The 13,696-nt window shown below is 40.7% G+C and carries 19 protein-coding genes; 15 read left to right on the top strand and 4 right to left on the bottom strand.

Features of this window, described 5'->3' with window-relative positions; translation table 11 throughout:
- Positions 1 to 123 precede the first annotated feature (123 nt).
- Together AB6E54_RS12775 and AB6E54_RS12770 are read left to right on the top strand one after the other, a co-directional pair.
- Complete coding sequence (locus tag AB6E54_RS12775) at positions 124 to 687, top strand: SPOR domain-containing protein (RefSeq protein WP_017069919.1); 564 nt, start codon at positions 124 to 126, stop codon at positions 685 to 687.
- Between the two features lie 179 nt (positions 688 to 866).
- Positions 867 to 1,862: a D-alanine--D-alanine ligase gene (locus tag AB6E54_RS12770; RefSeq protein ID WP_017064584.1), complete on the top strand. Its 996-nt coding sequence runs from the start codon at positions 867 to 869 to the stop codon at positions 1,860 to 1,862.
- A gap of 155 nt (positions 1,863 to 2,017) precedes the next feature.
- On the opposite strand, the gene AB6E54_RS12765 is transcribed toward AB6E54_RS12770, so the two are convergent.
- Positions 2,018 to 2,986 (bottom strand): tyrosine-type recombinase/integrase, encoded by a 969-nt coding sequence (locus tag AB6E54_RS12765; protein WP_102333618.1) that lies wholly within the window; start codon positions 2,984 to 2,986, stop codon positions 2,018 to 2,020.
- 100 nt (positions 2,987 to 3,086) lie between these two features.
- Between AB6E54_RS12765 and AB6E54_RS12760 the strand changes: the two genes are divergently transcribed.
- Positions 3,087 to 3,455, top strand: a complete 369-nt coding sequence (locus AB6E54_RS12760; RefSeq protein ID WP_017060095.1) for a DUF3319 domain-containing protein — start codon at positions 3,087 to 3,089, stop codon at positions 3,453 to 3,455.
- A 3-nt stretch (positions 3,456 to 3,458) separates the two neighbouring features.
- Entirely contained in the window at positions 3,459 to 3,770 is a 312-nt protein-coding gene (gene yciH / locus AB6E54_RS12755) for a stress response translation initiation inhibitor YciH (RefSeq protein ID WP_008221404.1), read from the top strand.
- Between the two features lie 170 nt (positions 3,771 to 3,940).
- Here the strand turns inward: yciH and AB6E54_RS12750 are convergent, their stop codons facing one another.
- The gene (locus AB6E54_RS12750; RefSeq protein ID WP_061038269.1) at positions 3,941 to 4,309 is read right to left on the bottom strand and encodes a DUF3693 domain-containing protein; all 369 of its coding nucleotides are present in this window, start codon (positions 4,307 to 4,309) and stop codon (positions 3,941 to 3,943) included.
- Between the two features lie 123 nt (positions 4,310 to 4,432).
- Here AB6E54_RS12750 and AB6E54_RS12745 point away from each other — a divergent pair, with 123 nt between their 5' ends.
- The 9 genes from AB6E54_RS12745 (at position 4,433) to AB6E54_RS12705 (ending at position 10,410) form a co-directional block, all read left to right on the top strand.
- Positions 4,433 to 4,729, top strand: coding sequence for a hypothetical protein (locus AB6E54_RS12745; RefSeq protein WP_061038268.1), 297 nt, complete (start codon positions 4,433 to 4,435; stop codon positions 4,727 to 4,729).
- 2 nt (positions 4,730 to 4,731) lie between these two features.
- Entirely contained in the window at positions 4,732 to 4,932 is a 201-nt protein-coding gene (locus tag AB6E54_RS12740; RefSeq protein WP_061038267.1) for a hypothetical protein, read from the top strand.
- Positions 4,922 to 6,034: a replication initiation factor domain-containing protein gene (locus AB6E54_RS12735; RefSeq protein ID WP_372106872.1), complete on the top strand. Its 1,113-nt coding sequence runs from the start codon at positions 4,922 to 4,924 to the stop codon at positions 6,032 to 6,034. The genes AB6E54_RS12740 and AB6E54_RS12735 overlap by 11 nt, the downstream gene beginning before the upstream one ends.
- Positions 6,022 to 6,369, top strand: a complete 348-nt coding sequence (locus tag AB6E54_RS12730) for a DUF1293 family protein (RefSeq protein WP_055319873.1) — start codon at positions 6,022 to 6,024, stop codon at positions 6,367 to 6,369. The genes AB6E54_RS12735 and AB6E54_RS12730 overlap by 13 nt, the downstream gene beginning before the upstream one ends.
- 2 nt (positions 6,370 to 6,371) lie before the next feature.
- Positions 6,372 to 6,596: a hypothetical protein gene (locus AB6E54_RS12725; RefSeq protein WP_061038264.1), complete on the top strand. Its 225-nt coding sequence runs from the start codon at positions 6,372 to 6,374 to the stop codon at positions 6,594 to 6,596.
- Positions 6,597 to 6,637: 41 nt separating this feature from the next.
- Complete coding sequence (locus AB6E54_RS12720) at positions 6,638 to 6,838, top strand: hypothetical protein (RefSeq protein WP_055319872.1); 201 nt, start codon at positions 6,638 to 6,640, stop codon at positions 6,836 to 6,838.
- 130 nt (positions 6,839 to 6,968) lie between these two features.
- A complete protein-coding gene (locus tag AB6E54_RS12715) occupies positions 6,969 to 8,699 on the top strand; it encodes a hypothetical protein (protein WP_372106870.1) in 1,731 nt (576 codons plus the stop codon).
- Positions 8,700 to 8,701: 2 nt separating this feature from the next.
- Positions 8,702 to 9,043 (top strand): DUF2523 domain-containing protein, encoded by a 342-nt coding sequence (locus AB6E54_RS12710; RefSeq protein WP_372106868.1) that lies wholly within the window; start codon positions 8,702 to 8,704, stop codon positions 9,041 to 9,043.
- Positions 9,043 to 10,410: a zonular occludens toxin domain-containing protein gene (locus tag AB6E54_RS12705; protein WP_372106867.1), complete on the top strand. Its 1,368-nt coding sequence runs from the start codon at positions 9,043 to 9,045 to the stop codon at positions 10,408 to 10,410. Before AB6E54_RS12710 ends, AB6E54_RS12705 begins: the two co-directional genes overlap by 1 nt.
- A 79-nt stretch (positions 10,411 to 10,489) precedes the next feature.
- Here AB6E54_RS12705 and AB6E54_RS12700 read toward each other — a convergent pair whose 3' ends face one another.
- Positions 10,490 to 10,621 carry a hypothetical protein gene (locus tag AB6E54_RS12700; RefSeq protein ID WP_016799651.1) on the bottom strand — a complete coding sequence of 44 codons (132 nt, stop codon included), beginning with the start codon at positions 10,619 to 10,621 and terminating at the stop codon, positions 10,490 to 10,492.
- Positions 10,622 to 10,914: 293 nt separating this feature from the next.
- On the opposite strand from AB6E54_RS12700, the gene AB6E54_RS12695 reads away from it, so the two are divergent.
- Both AB6E54_RS12695 and AB6E54_RS12690 read left to right on the top strand, forming a co-directional pair.
- Entirely contained in the window at positions 10,915 to 12,138 is a 1,224-nt protein-coding gene (locus tag AB6E54_RS12695; protein ID WP_372106865.1) for an ATP/GTP-binding protein, read from the top strand.
- A complete protein-coding gene (locus AB6E54_RS12690) occupies positions 12,125 to 12,628 on the top strand; it encodes a hypothetical protein (protein ID WP_372106863.1) in 504 nt (167 codons plus the stop codon). The genes AB6E54_RS12695 and AB6E54_RS12690 overlap by 14 nt, the downstream gene beginning before the upstream one ends.
- A 32-nt stretch (positions 12,629 to 12,660) precedes the next feature.
- On the opposite strand, the gene AB6E54_RS12685 is transcribed toward AB6E54_RS12690, so the two are convergent.
- A complete protein-coding gene (locus AB6E54_RS12685; protein WP_372106862.1) occupies positions 12,661 to 13,032 on the bottom strand; it encodes a regulator in 372 nt (123 codons plus the stop codon).
- Between the last annotated feature and the right edge of the window lie 664 nt (positions 13,033 to 13,696).

Below are 13,696 nucleotides of genomic sequence, written 5' to 3'. Positions count from 1 at the left end.
CACTGCATAAAGTTTGTGAAATAGGTCACCCACTAATGGTGTATAATCCCAAAGTTAACTTGATTCTAAACCGACGTATCGGCATGATTTATAGTAATTATTATTAAGGATATAGAGCTTTCCATGAAAAAATTTGCAATTGTGACTTTGCCACTGCTCTTGGCTGCGTGTGTATCTGACGACTACGTTACCAATGTCACTTCAGATAGTTATCAAGAAGAGTACAAAACGGCAAAAGTTGAAGCTCCAGTTGTATCTCAATCTGAGCAAACAAGCGTTGTTGAAGAAAATGTTGTCAACGTTATCAGAACCGAACCTGTTGAACAGAAAGTCGCTCAAACGACTCAAGCTAAGCCAGTTGCAGTAGTGACAGGCCCAACCAAGAAACAACAAGACATGAACCAACGTTTTGGTTACACAGTTCAAGTTGTTGCTGTTGGCAGCCAAAGTAAAGTCGATTCTTTCGTGAAAATGCTACCTACGACTTCTCAACCAGTTTGGGAAAACTACAAAATGGTTAACGGCACTAAGTGGTTCACGGTACTTTATGGTGACTACGCAACACGCTTAGAAGCTAAAAAGGCAATCTCAACACTGCCGAACACTTTCCAAAACTTGAAGCCGTTCGTTAAGAGCATTGATGACATCAAGAACTCTGAATACCCAACGCTTAACAAGTTGAACTAAGTTTTGATTCATAAAGAAGGGGCAAATGCTCCTTCTTTTGTTTTAAGACTCGCTGTTTTGTTTAATAGTTAATCGCTCGATCTTTCGAACGCAATTTTAACAATCAAAACACTGTACCTATCTCGACTTTTGTTTATCATTGAAGTCAGTACTCCTAGTTTCAAGGACCGAATTTACCCATGAACACCACAAACATCCTTCTACTTTGCGGCGGTGGATCTTCAGAGCATGAAGTATCTTTAGTTTCAGCCAATTACCTTTTTGAACAACTTAATAGCGTTGCAGATTTTAACGTTGTAAGAGTTGAAATTAAGAACGAAGGCTGGTGTCTTGATTCAGGTGAATTGGTTTATCTTGATATTAACGACCAAACCTTACGCGGTGACAATTTAGCATCTAAAGTCGATTTCATTGTGCCTTGCATACACGGTTTCCCAGGTGAAACAGGTGACATTCAATCACTGTTTGAAATGGCTAAAATTCCATACCTAGGTTGTGGTCCAGAAGCAAGCAACAACAGCTTTAACAAAATCACGTCAAAGCTTTGGTACGACGCACTTGGTATTCCAAACACGCCGTACCTGTTCTTATCAGACAACAATGATCAAGCTCACTCACAAGCAACTCAAGCATTTGAAAAGTGGGGTAAAGTGTTTGTGAAAGCGGCTCGTCAAGGTTCTTCTGTAGGTTGTTACCAAGTTAACCAAGTAGAAGATTTAAGCGAGGCTATCAACAAGGCGTTCACTTTCTCGGACCAAGTATTGGTTGAGAAATCAGTGGTGCCTAGAGAGCTAGAAATTGCTGCTTATGAAATCGATGGCGAGCTACACATCAGCAAGCCGGGTGAGGTGATTGCACCGAATGGCGCATTTTACTCTTACGAAGAGAAGTACAGTGCAGACAGCCACTCGATCACTGAAGTTGAAGCAAGTAATTTAACTGACGAACAGCGTGAATTGATTGCAGACAGCGCACGAAAAGTCTTCACCCAGATGAAGCTTCGTCACTTGTCTCGTATCGACTTCTTTTTAACGCAAGACAACGAAATCTACCTGAACGAAGTCAACACCTTCCCAGGTATGACGCCAATCTCCATGTTCCCTAAAATGGTTGAGCATGACGGCCACAAATTCAGCCAGTTCTTAGAAAACTGCGTGAGAACAAGCCTTTCTTAGGTTTCTAACTCGTTTTCGTTCACTTAGAGCTGAACCAACAAGTGCCTTGAGCTTTCGCCAAGGCGCTTTTTGTTTTTAACGCTAACCGTTTTTTCAAATATCGTTTTAACCATAACTTATATCAAAATAGTAATATCCAAGTAATCTGCGACCCGTCATTGCCAAGGTATTAACGCCTTAAACTTCATCTTCTCACTATCAGCCGTTCCCGTGAAACCGACATATTGAGCTGGCATTGCCGGGCTAAGCCAACGACCAAAGTCCTGAATATCTCTCACCTTAAGACCTTGTTTCGACAACTCTTGTGCAGCACCAACACGAATCGAATTTCCAGAGAAATGGTGATTTTCTGGCAGTTGAAGTAAGTCGCTAGCTCTTCTCAATATCCTATAGATGGACGAATCATCTAAAGGCTGCAAACCAATATTCTCATGCTTGTCTATCGCACGAAATACTGGCAAGTCATCTTGTATACCAGTAAACGAAAGCCAACGTTGAAGTGCAACATTGGCTATTTGTGACAACTGATAAGCCGAATCTTTGACTGTTACTTGGTAATGATCTTCAACGTACTCAACATCACTCATCGATAACAACTTAAGCTCTGAGCGCTTTAAAGCACACTCGAACATCACGTTATAAATAGCAATGTCTCTGATCTCTTTCAGGTTTGCTTTCTCATGGGAGAGTAACGTATTCAAATCAGTGAGATGCACAGATGTCATAGCATTGGTTTGTTTAGCGTCACCGGCCATTTGAGATTGTAAATGGAGTAGGGTAAAGCGAACTTGCCTGTGCTTGATCGGGTTAGCAAAGCTCAACACAGTATGCAACATGCTAAGCGTTGCAGTGTAACGTTTTAGCGATGCGTATTTTCTATCGTTAGACTCCGTTTCAAGAAAACGACGAACAGCGGTTATAGATGCGGGAAGTGTGTTAATACGATGTTTGGTACAGAACGCATGATAGCGATTCCAATCACTGTAAATGCCCAACAGTGAATTGCGAGAGTATTGAAATCCTGTCAACTCATCTATAATTTCTATTGTCGCGTTGCTGTTTAATTTTTCAACAAATGAATTAATTATCACAGAGTCAGTTAAAATAGGGACTTTTTTTCTCAAATTACCATACCTCGACAGGTGTTTTTACCATATTATGCTTGATATCATTATTAGTATACTTATGATTAATGCAGTGAAAACAGAAAGATGATTAATAGATATGGCTAATTCAATTTACCGAAGCGTCCATCTTCAATCGATAGATGCTAACAACACAGTTTGGCGTGCTAAGTTAAAAAACAACGTTATTCAGGGCAACCTAGCTGCCGTGAAAAAGAGTATTGATTGGTGGATTGATACCGCATCTATTATTGATCCAAAAGAATTCATGTCATTAAATAAGTCGAGAGGAACTGGTGGCTCGACTGAAAACTTCAACGGCTACCAAATCAAGAATGATACCGGTGAGCCTAATGCGTGGTATTGCATGTTTAACGGTCGCTTAATCAAAGGCGGCAAGGTTGCAATCCAACGCCATATAGAAGCTTACTTACTCGCAAAACAAAAAGCAGAGCAACAAAAGAAGTAAATTATGAGCCTAGTATATTCAACAGAAACAGGTCGCATTAAGCCTGAAGAAGAGAAAGTCCAACGTCCTAAAGGCGATGGTATCGTTCGAATCCAAAAAGAAACCAAAGGCCGTAAAGGCAAAGGCGTTTCTGTCGTAACTGGCTTAGACCTAGATGACGCACCATTAAAACTAATGGCAGCAGAACTCAAGAAAGTTTGCGGCTGCGGTGGCTCAGTAAAAGATGGCAACATCGAAATTCAAGGTGACGCGCGCGACAAGATCAAAGCGCACCTTGAAAAGAAAGGCTACAAAGTTAAATTTGCTGGCGGTTAATCTCTAACTAATACCAGGGTTAAAATCGAAGATTATTATCACTGGTTATTAGGTATTTTATGGTAAATAGCCAGTTTGGTTAAATACACAGTATAAATTAGAGAATATCGGCACAATACAAAGGCAGGGCATCACACAAAGATACCTGCCTTATAAACATCAAAATACATTTAACATAACGTACATAATACGCAGTTGGCTAGTGCTTTATTTGGGGTGGCTGCCATCAGTGCTAATCCCGCGCAAGTCATTGAAATCGCTTTTAATCCTAGCCCGTTGCACTTTTTTGCTATGTGTTCCCATAGCTGTTTAATCTCTGGATTTTCGTTGCGGTCAACGTGACAACCAAGCAATGCCATCTCTGGATCAATTCCTGCGCTTTCCGCTAGAAAAACCGCTTCTGAATCAGATATATAGCGAGTTCCTTTTCGCATTTCACCAATCCGTTGTCTAGGCAGATTCAAATCATGTGCAATCTGCTTATCTTGTACGTAGTTTTGAGCCTTTTTGTAGGCATCTAACAGTTCATTTTGATACATAAGACATTCTCCCTTTAGCTACATTCTAGCTGATTAGGCATGATTTTCCGTGCTTAACAGGCACAACTTTTCGTGCCTATAATCCTCCTAAGTCAATCGCAACCAACTTATCGAGGTGCTGTTATGTTTACAATTGAACCGATTCAATACGGCTCTGTTTTGAAATCTGAACACGTTAGCTTCTCTAACTACCCAGATTTCACACACGCGTCCGTGTCTCTTCATAACTCACCACTAGAAATCTGCTTTGAGTTCCTTGTTAGCGAACTTGAATTTGGCCAGCGCACAATTGGCGAAGAACTTTTTCATACTGTCAGCTATAAGAATCCACTTTATAACTCTAGTGACTCTTTCACTTTTACCTTTGATAACGACCAAGAGCTTGAACAGTTCTGCGCGTTCTACGGCTTGGAACGTTAATCATGGATTCTATCTACTTCGACAACGAACCCAATCATGGCATTAACGCCTATTTCCCTTGGGGTCATAACTTCTTCAAGACTCAGCGTGAGTTCTTCCAGTTCATGGAGGTTCATTACGGCATGGTGTCATTTCAGGTTGTTGAAATCACCGATGAAAACTACCAAGAGCTTTTGGTTAAGGGTGTGTTCCATGCCATCTAAAAAGCCTCATAAGTTCCATGATGAAATTCGTCCGGTTCAAGTGGATCACCTAGCCTTTTCGTTTTCTTACGGTTCGCTTAGACACTTGGATAACTCGAACGAACAAGACTTTATCAACATGCAGTTTCCTGAGTTTAAAAAGCAAAGCGTTAAAGGTCGTTTTAACTCACCAGAAGCTATCGAGAAATCAATTGAGTTACACCGTAACAAGTGTCGTAAGGTTTTAGCCGATAGGTTTGATGAGTTCATGGCAAAAGTCTTTAACTTCCGTCTGTCTCCTATGCGTGGCCGTGGTTTGCATGGCTATGAAGATTCAATGGTGATTTACGATTCTACGGGCACGGTTGAATGTGGCTTGGTGGGTGTTGGCGGTAACAACGATACGGTTTACGTACAAATCAATGGTACGGGTTGCGCTAAGTTGTTCGACTTCACCACACACAAAAAGGTGCATTGGTGGTTGTCACTGTTGGGTATCACTCGCCTAGCCCGTTTAGATCTCTGCGTGGATGACTACACCGGAATCTTTGACTGTAAGTATGCTGAGAAATGTTTTTATGAGGGAGCATTTCGCACTGCTTCTCGTGGTCGTGGTCCGACAATGGTTCCTCATAAGCGCGTTTCACAATCCGGTGAATTATCAGAGGAAGCCGTTTTAGTTGGCTCTCGTACCTCTGCAATTTACTGGCGTGTGTACAACAAGAAGTTCGAGCAAAACATCGCTGACCCTGAAGTGATTTGGTACCGCAATGAAGTGGAATTGAAGAAGTGTGATTTGGCACTACTCGCCTCGCCTGCTTCGGCCTTTGCTGGTCTTTGTGACTTCTCAGCAAGTATCGACCCTGCTGAACCGATGAAGATTGAGCTTAACAAAAAGAAAGCCGGTCTTGAGTTCTTTGCTCGTATTGCTTGGGTTCGTCGCCAATGTGGTAAAGCACTTTCTGAAGTTGTGGCAATGACTGAGGGAGACTTAGGTGAAGCATTCGGAATGCTCATTCCTACGCACCATAGACGCGCAAACTTTGAAACCTCGTTAGGCATTCCTGACGAATACACTAAACAGAAAATCGAAATTTTGGAGTCAAGAATATGCCTACAATAACTGGTATCTCTATCAAGCGTTTCCCTAAATCTAATATGGAGTTCGCCGAGCTGTCTGTCCTACGTGCTGTTGAAGAAGTCGATAACGAGAAGTTTCAACAAACGGGTATCGGCTTTTCAACTGACATCCCTTACAACAAACAAGCGCTGAAAATTGATGTGGCCTACGCTCGTCAACTTATCCAAAGCCGCGCTTTTGTTGCTAACCGTGAATACGAACTTAGCTTTGGTGCAAACCCAAATGATCCTCTAGATATCTTGGTGAACAAGCTTGTCCCTGTCGATGAAGAAATTAAAAAGCACTTCGATAACTTTATGAAAGCTAACAAGGCTTAACAATGAACTGCATTACGACCACTCAACAAGGTTACTTAAGAACGTCAACTGACTTTGATTGTCAGCTCGTAATGCTTAGCGACACTGAATACAACAATTTAGTCACTGCGTCTCAGTCTTTGAACATCGACAGTGAGCTCTATACCGCTGTTTCAGGTTGGATTTTATTATCTTTCGTTTCTGGCCATGTGCTAGGACGAATCTTAAAAACTCTTGGCAAAGGCTAAGGGTCAACTTTTAGTAACACACTCTTAAAAAAGGAAATATCATGAAAAAACGTCTATTGGTTCTAGGTTCTACTGCATTTGTATCTGCTTCTTCATTTGCTGATAATACTGCAATCACAACGGCTATCAACGAAGCTGTAACGACTGGTCAATCGAACTACGGTTTGGTTGTGGTTGGTCTTATCGGTCTTGCTGCGATTGGCTTTGGTCTTCGCGCTATCATGAACTCTATGGGGAACTAATGGGAGACATTGTCTCTCAAGTCGTAACCGTCCTGTTTGGGGTGGTTATGGCTATGTCATTCGTATATGGAGTATATACGGGTATTAATGCCTCCTAGTTTGGGGGCGTTTTCTTATCTGGGGTTTTACAGTGAAACAATATCCAAAATACCTCTCTCTTCTTCTTGTCCTTGTGGCTTTCAATTCCAACGCTTTGCAGTGTGGTGCGGGTGAAGTTGAGGTTGATGGCGTTTGCGTTAGTTCTTGTAAGATACTAGAAGGAACGGGAAAAAATTTGACGTGGGATTCTTACGTATGGGGTGATAATCCTCGATCTTACTGTATTGGTGATCGTTCCTCTGGTGCAGCTTGTAACATGACTCCTAGTTCTGTGTCTGTTTCTGTTGAAGCAGGACGTTGGACTAACAAGTTTTATTATACGGGTTCTACTTGTAGCTTTGACCAAATCAACCGCTATTCAGGTGACGTTCCTGAGCTCTTTCCATTTGAAGGTGATGTTAACCAAAATGGTGTTCAAGATGACTTAGAAGATTGGGATGGCGATGGCATTAAAAACGGTGAAGACCCTAACCCTTATAGCAATGACAACCAGGTTACGGATTCTGATGGTAACAATGTTCCTGATAATTTAGACGAGTTTTATGAACGTCTAGAAGAAGCTCAAACTATTAATAATTGTTTTGTTGACGATGATAATAGAGATTGTCTCCATTACCGTTATGTGATGGATGAGTTGAATGATAATAACTCTAAATTAATAGGAATAGTTTCTGATTTAAGTAGACGTAATTTAACCAAAGAAGATTTTAATCGAGCGGTTGCAGAGTTAATCAATACTCAAAAGACCAATGATTTATCTTTTGCTCACAAGATAGACTCTTTAACGGCCGCTCAGGGTGGTTTGGAAAACACCGTTAGAGAAAGTGTTTGGGCAGCAAGGCAAGATATAAAAAATCGTTTGGAAGACCGTTACAACCAGACGTTTTACAGGTTTGATGATTTGGAAGAATTAATCAACTCTAATGGAGGCGGCTCTGGTGGTGATGGCGGCCTGACTAAAGACCAAAATGACTGGCTTCTTGAGGCTTACCGAAGCAGCTTGTTTAATGAAGTAACGGTTAAGCAGCTTATGCAAGGTCAAGACAGTGAGCGTAAGATGATGACTGGTATGCATTACGCGGTTATTGACGCTATTGAATCTTCCGGCTCTGGCTCTGGTCTTACTGACCAACAAAAAACTCAATTAAGAAATGCAGCAAAAGCAAATGCTAATAATAAATTACTAAAAACCCTAGCTTCTGACACTTCTGATATCAAAGAAAAGGTTTCAAGCAATAACGCTATGATTGATGGCCTTTACTACGAGTTTGAAGATGTTAATTCAAGAATAGATTCCTTGGGCTCTCCTGATTTATCTGGTGTCGAGTCCAGTATTTCTGATCTATCAGACAAAATCGACGGCCTTGAAACGGGTGATATGTCTGGGGTTGAAGGTAAGATTGACGAACTAATCAACGGCATCACTAACAATAATAACTTCGTTGAGCCTAGCTCTAGTTTCAATGGCGAAGGGTTTATTGTCACTCCAGACCAAATTGCTGAAGTTCAAAACGAAGTCATAGAAATCAAACAAGAAATGACCGATGAATTTGAAAAGTTCAAAGCGTTATTCTCTATCGATACCAGCTCTTTCAACAACGGTACTTACAAAGAGCACTCCTTAAATCTCAATGTTAACCATGCTGAACGCTCTTTCAAATCTGGCGTGTTATCTGCCCTACTCGATAACGCCACACTCATCTCAGCTGTTGTAATGTTCTTGTTTGTTTTATCTGGAATTAGAATGTTAGGTAAGGATTAGTTATGGATTACATCTACTCTTTTATTGATTGGATTAGCTTACAGATGTCATTCATCACTGACTTCTTTAAAGCTATCCCCCAAATGACGCTAGACCTCTTTTCATACATTCAGATTTTTATGATTAAGATGAAGTTAAAAGCGGAATTGGAGTTTATCAAGCTCTCTTACAACTCGGCTCAAATCCTCTTAAAAGAGATCGGCTTTAACGACATTTTGTCCAAAGCTTTTAATGCTTTGCCTGACGAGTTGCGATTCTATGCGTTTAAGTTTGGCGTCCCTCAAAGTCTTGCCGTCTGGGCTAACTTCTTCACTACCGCTTTAGTGATGAGGCTCTCTAGATAATGGCTATTACTATAAGAACGGGCGCTAACGGCTCTTACAAATCTGCATACACGGCTTACTTCTCTATCTATCAAGCTCTAAAAGCAGGTAGAACGGTTGTAACTAACATGGAGGGTATGCAGCCCTTAAACGTCATTGAAGAGCGATTTAATATCCAGTTCCCTAGCACCGCTAAACTCTTTCGTATTAGCTCTAGGGACGAATCTGGCGTTCACCTATGGACGCACTTTTTCTGTTGGTGCCCTATTGGCGCTCTGATTGTTATTGATGAATGTCAGGATATCTTCTCTAAAAACGTTGGCTTCGATATACGCAAAGTGAAGTACAAACCTTTGTCTGACTTCATCACCCAATCGCCTCGTGACGGTTTATTGCCGAAAGACTATGAGCGCTTTTTCAATTCTCGTTACACCCCTGCGAACATGGACGAATTACAAGATTCTGAAATCGATGACAGAGGCATTGCTGAGTACGATTCAGAAGGCAGAATTATCTATCCTCACAGCTTCAATGAAGGATTCATGAGGCACCGAAAATATGATTGGGATATCGAGTTGCTTTCACCAGATTGGAAGCAAATCGATTCAGGAATCAAGGCATGTGCAAACCAGAACTTCTTTCATAAGGGACGCGATCAGTTTTTCTGGACGAAACGAAATCCCTACATCTTGAAGCATGACAAATCGGTATCAACACCGGTCATTCCCAAAAAGAAGGACGTTAACTTAACCAACCAAAAAATCCCTCTAGACTCTTTCCTACTTTACAAATCTACGGGGACAGGCAGCGCTAAACAACAATTAGCCATGAATACGCTTTTTCGTAACCCTAAAGCTATTTTGGTTTTCCTTTTATCCATCTTCTGTTTGGGGTACATAATCTATGACTTATCCAATCGTTATTTTGAAACTACTGAGACGGTGGAGGAAACGGGACAAGCAACGTCTTCAGCTACCGTTCCTAAGCAAAGTGAAACACTACCTAGCAAAAATAGTGAAGCTTCTGGGGATGTATCTTCTAGTGGGGATAGCAGTAAAGGCACTGACAAAGATAGCCTTTCTCATGTTCCTATAGCTGAGGTACTTCCTTTTGAGGGGATCAAGAAAGCCTTTGTAACGGGTGTGAACTTCGCTATTAAAAACGGCTCTATTGAACGTCATGTTAGCATCGAGGTGGAAGCGCTCGATGGTTTCTATTCTGTAAACGAACACTTTCTGAAAGCTTACGACATTACGTTTGACCGGATTGATGATTGCTTATTGAAGCTGAACAGAGGCCAGCTGTCGAAGTTGATAACATGTAAGCCTTACGCAGCTGCCGCGGCCACTTTGCCAGAAGTGAGTCGAGCTGATGTCAGTTTGTTTTAACTAGCCCCGCAGGGATAAGAGAGTGCGAAGCGCGAACGAGGCACCGAGCCACACCGTAGAGGTTATTAGTCCGTATGTCTTAACTGGCGAGTGTTTCTAACTGCCAATGCCAATCTAAGTAGCACCCTCCCTCATCCTGCCAGAATCGCTCTTTAAGGCCTTGCCACATCGGTAAGGCTTTTTTGTGTTCACTGGCTTTCTTTAAGATCATTTGAGTGTCGAAAAGGATCTCTTTTCAGTGCTGACGGACAACAAGTGAGGACGACGAAGACTGAGGAGGACGAGCGCGGCGGGAGGAAGCCAACCCCCGTGTTGTATCACGGGGGTAAATTCGACCAAACTATAACGGTTCACCTTTCTGCTCTATGTTAGTTTTGTTCATAAATACGCCCTTAAATGGCAACTTATGACAATTAAGTCAGAAAGTCTCGATAAGAGGTGATTTAAAGATCTAATTACTATATAGTCATCGCATAAAGTTTAGTTAGTAGTAATGAGTTACATATGATAAGAAAATTTGGATTTACGAACTTCACTAGCTTCAAAGAAAGTGTCGAAGTGAACTTTGAGTTCGATGGTAAAACGCCAGAAAGTGTCAAGAATGGTATGCCGGTATCTACAGTAATGGGGATAAAAGGCGCCAATGGTTCCGGTAAGACTAATATACTTAGAGCTTTAGCCTTTCTTAGTTACTTTTGCACAAAAGGAGCTCGTACTCATGTAAAAAGAAAAGGTTCAGAGCCAACATCGCTAGTTGCTGTTGATGGTTTTTTTAATAATAATGAGCCGGTTAACTTCTATATTGATTTTGAAATCGACAATGTTCAATACTTTTACGAGCTCGATATAAAATCGGGTAAGATTATACACGAGTCATTGGCTAAAAAAGCTCAGCGTTCAGTTAACTTAATAAAAAGAGTAAATAATACAATAACTGAACGGATTAAAACATTAGAAGACTTTGACAACTTCGAGCTTAGCGAAGATACGTCAATTTTAGAAATGGTTACTAAATTTAAATTCAAGCATGACATTAGTGAACTCAAAAAAGTATATGACTTCTTCTACAATATAATTATAAATGTCACATATGAAGGCTACACTGAACTTAGCTTTGACTTAGGCGAAGACACTCTTATATTTAGTAAAAATAAACACATGTTCGAATTTGTTAAAGAGCTAATTAAGGCTTCAGATTCTTCTATCATCGATATAGAAATAAGGCAGTACAAGGATAGCAAAGGTGATGACATACACCTTCCCGTGTTTATACACCGATGTGAAAGCGGTACCGAAGAGCTAAGTTTTGGTAGTCAATCAAGCGGAACCAAAAAGCTATACCAAGTACTTAGCGCATACTTTGAAGTTCTAAGAAATGGCGGAGTTTTAGCCCTAGATGAATTTGACATACATCTTCACGCCAAAATGTTGCCTCTGATACTAAAACTATTTTTAAATAAAAAAGTAAATACTAAAAACGCTCAATTTATTTTCACCTCACACAATACTGAAATTATAGATACTTTAGGTAAATATCGAACTTTATTGGTTAATAAAGAAGATAGTGAAAGCTATGGTTACAGATTAGACGAGATTCCAGGTTCAATGATTCGTAACGACAGACCGATATCACCGCTATATATAGACGGGAAGATTGGTGGTATCCCAACTATCTGTGATATGAATTTAGAATCTATAATGGAAAGAATTGAATATGGCGAAGAATAATAATAGTAGGAAGGACCGATTTTTAAGCTCACGTTCAACTTGTGGGCTAGATACGTCAGATATAAATAAGAGGTGCCTATTTAATTTTTCATATTTTTCACCATCTTTTGGTGGAGAGCCTCTATCTGATTGGGCGAAACAACCCAATGGCTCTGCGACATTGAATAATTTATTTGAAAAACTTGTGAACTTCACGAAAGAGCCCTTGACGTACTGGGAAAATGAGCGAGCAGGTGCAGGTGGATTAAAAGTACTAACCTATTACCCTTCGTTCCCTCAAAAGTCTCCTTTTCAGATCCCCCCTTCAGTACCGCATGATGTTAGGTGGGGACGCTTTCGGCTTGGTAATAAAGTTAGAGTAGCAGGTTTTTCAGTACCTAATACATTAGCATCTCAACTTGACAAAGATGGTAACTGCTTTAACCCCAATATATTCTACGTTGTTTTCCTTGATAAAAATCATTCGTTTTGGCCTGTAGAAACTAATTGATAGAGGCTCCAATTGGAGCCTCTAAAACTCTTTTAATTATCCTTGATTCTCGCTATCGCCCTAGCAAGACCAAGTAAATGTGTTGAAGTCTTGATCTCTAACTCCGATTGAATCCCCAACAACGCAATTCCGGCTAAAATTTGTTGTGGCCTCACGACTTGGCCTGTCGGCAGCTCCATACTGTCGTATAACATTTTGAACTGTTCCCAATCACCACTTACGCTGAGTTCCCGACCTTTGGCCATTCGCATAAGCCTTTTGCACTCCGGAGGTATTGGGTTTCCCTCATCCCAACCTGTGACAGTTCTCACAGATTTAAAACACAGTTCAGCGACCTCTTCTTTCGTCATTTGGCATTCTAACTCTCGAAAAATGTAATTCTTACTCATTTCGCGATACTTCAATGATAAAACCTCTAAATACAAGAGGTTGCACTGAATTTATAAGATATGCACCATTAAACATAATCAGACATAATACGCAGTTAATAATACGTGTAGTTAATTCTAAAGGTAGTATTCTCATCTTTTGTCCTTAAAATCCTTGTTCCAACTGACTCTCACGCTTCTTGCGCCGTTCAGGGTTTTCTTAGCGCATTTGAAATCAAATAATTATATGTGCGGCCAACATCTACACAATCCAACCTTCATTCAGCAAATCTAATTGACGAGAAACTTTGTCCATCTGATTTAACTTATCTTGCCACTTCTCTGTTTGCACTAACGAACCGCCGCGTTGTGTGTGATTCTTGTGAGCATTGCTGTTGTTTCTTTTTCAGATTTCACACACGCGACCAATGTTTTTTATCAACTGCACATGCTGAGCTTTCGTTCAAATCCATCAGCTAATAAAGTTCGTCTGTCTTACGTAGATTCGCACACACATTTTTCAAACCTTCTTAACGATTCTCTCTAGAGTTAGTACTTTGTGTTCAGTTTGCATAGATTCATTACACTTATTGCTGGTACACAACACCGATACTTGGCAGATCCATAATCACGGTTTGCCCTGAAATTACGTTCAATTGGACTTAGGTAGCTTTGGTAATAAACCTAAGAGTTACTTTAA

It is taken from the genome of Vibrio sp. 10N.247.311.49 (assembly GCF_041467655.1).
Lineage (GTDB): Bacteria > Pseudomonadota > Gammaproteobacteria > Enterobacterales > Vibrionaceae > Vibrio > Vibrio crassostreae_C.
Note: the sequence above shows the minus strand (reverse complement) of the source record. Positions and strands in the feature narration are given on the sequence as shown.

Excerpts from the sequence above, each read along its gene's own strand:
- AB6E54_RS12760 (WP_017060095.1), top strand. The coding sequence starts at position 3,087 with ATGGCTAATTCAATTTACCGAAGCGTCCATCTTCAATCGATAGATGCT.
- AB6E54_RS12745 (WP_061038268.1), top strand. The coding sequence starts at position 4,433 with ATGTTTACAATTGAACCGATTCAATACGGCTCTGTTTTGAAATCTGAA.
- AB6E54_RS12740 (WP_061038267.1), top strand. The coding sequence starts at position 4,732 with ATGGATTCTATCTACTTCGACAACGAACCCAATCATGGCATTAACGCC.
- AB6E54_RS12770 (WP_017064584.1), top strand. The coding sequence starts at position 867 with ATGAACACCACAAACATCCTTCTACTTTGCGGCGGTGGATCTTCAGAG.
- AB6E54_RS12735 (WP_372106872.1), top strand. The coding sequence starts at position 4,922 with ATGCCATCTAAAAAGCCTCATAAGTTCCATGATGAAATTCGTCCGGTT.
- yciH (WP_008221404.1), top strand. The coding sequence starts at position 3,459 with ATGAGCCTAGTATATTCAACAGAAACAGGTCGCATTAAGCCTGAAGAA.
- AB6E54_RS12710 (WP_372106868.1), top strand. The coding sequence starts at position 8,702 with ATGGATTACATCTACTCTTTTATTGATTGGATTAGCTTACAGATGTCA.
- AB6E54_RS12775 (WP_017069919.1), top strand. The coding sequence starts at position 124 with ATGAAAAAATTTGCAATTGTGACTTTGCCACTGCTCTTGGCTGCGTGT.
- AB6E54_RS12720 (WP_055319872.1), top strand. The coding sequence starts at position 6,638 with ATGAAAAAACGTCTATTGGTTCTAGGTTCTACTGCATTTGTATCTGCT.
- AB6E54_RS12705 (WP_372106867.1), top strand. The coding sequence starts at position 9,043 with ATGGCTATTACTATAAGAACGGGCGCTAACGGCTCTTACAAATCTGCA.
- AB6E54_RS12750 (WP_061038269.1), bottom strand. The coding sequence starts at position 4,309 with ATGTATCAAAATGAACTGTTAGATGCCTACAAAAAGGCTCAAAACTAC.
- AB6E54_RS12700 (WP_016799651.1), bottom strand. The coding sequence starts at position 10,621 with ATGATCTTAAAGAAAGCCAGTGAACACAAAAAAGCCTTACCGATGTGG.
- AB6E54_RS12695 (WP_372106865.1), top strand. The coding sequence starts at position 10,915 with ATGATAAGAAAATTTGGATTTACGAACTTCACTAGCTTCAAAGAAAGT.
- AB6E54_RS12690 (WP_372106863.1), top strand. The coding sequence starts at position 12,125 with ATGGCGAAGAATAATAATAGTAGGAAGGACCGATTTTTAAGCTCACGT.
- AB6E54_RS12725 (WP_061038264.1), top strand. The coding sequence starts at position 6,372 with ATGAACTGCATTACGACCACTCAACAAGGTTACTTAAGAACGTCAACT.
- AB6E54_RS12730 (WP_055319873.1), top strand. The coding sequence starts at position 6,022 with ATGCCTACAATAACTGGTATCTCTATCAAGCGTTTCCCTAAATCTAAT.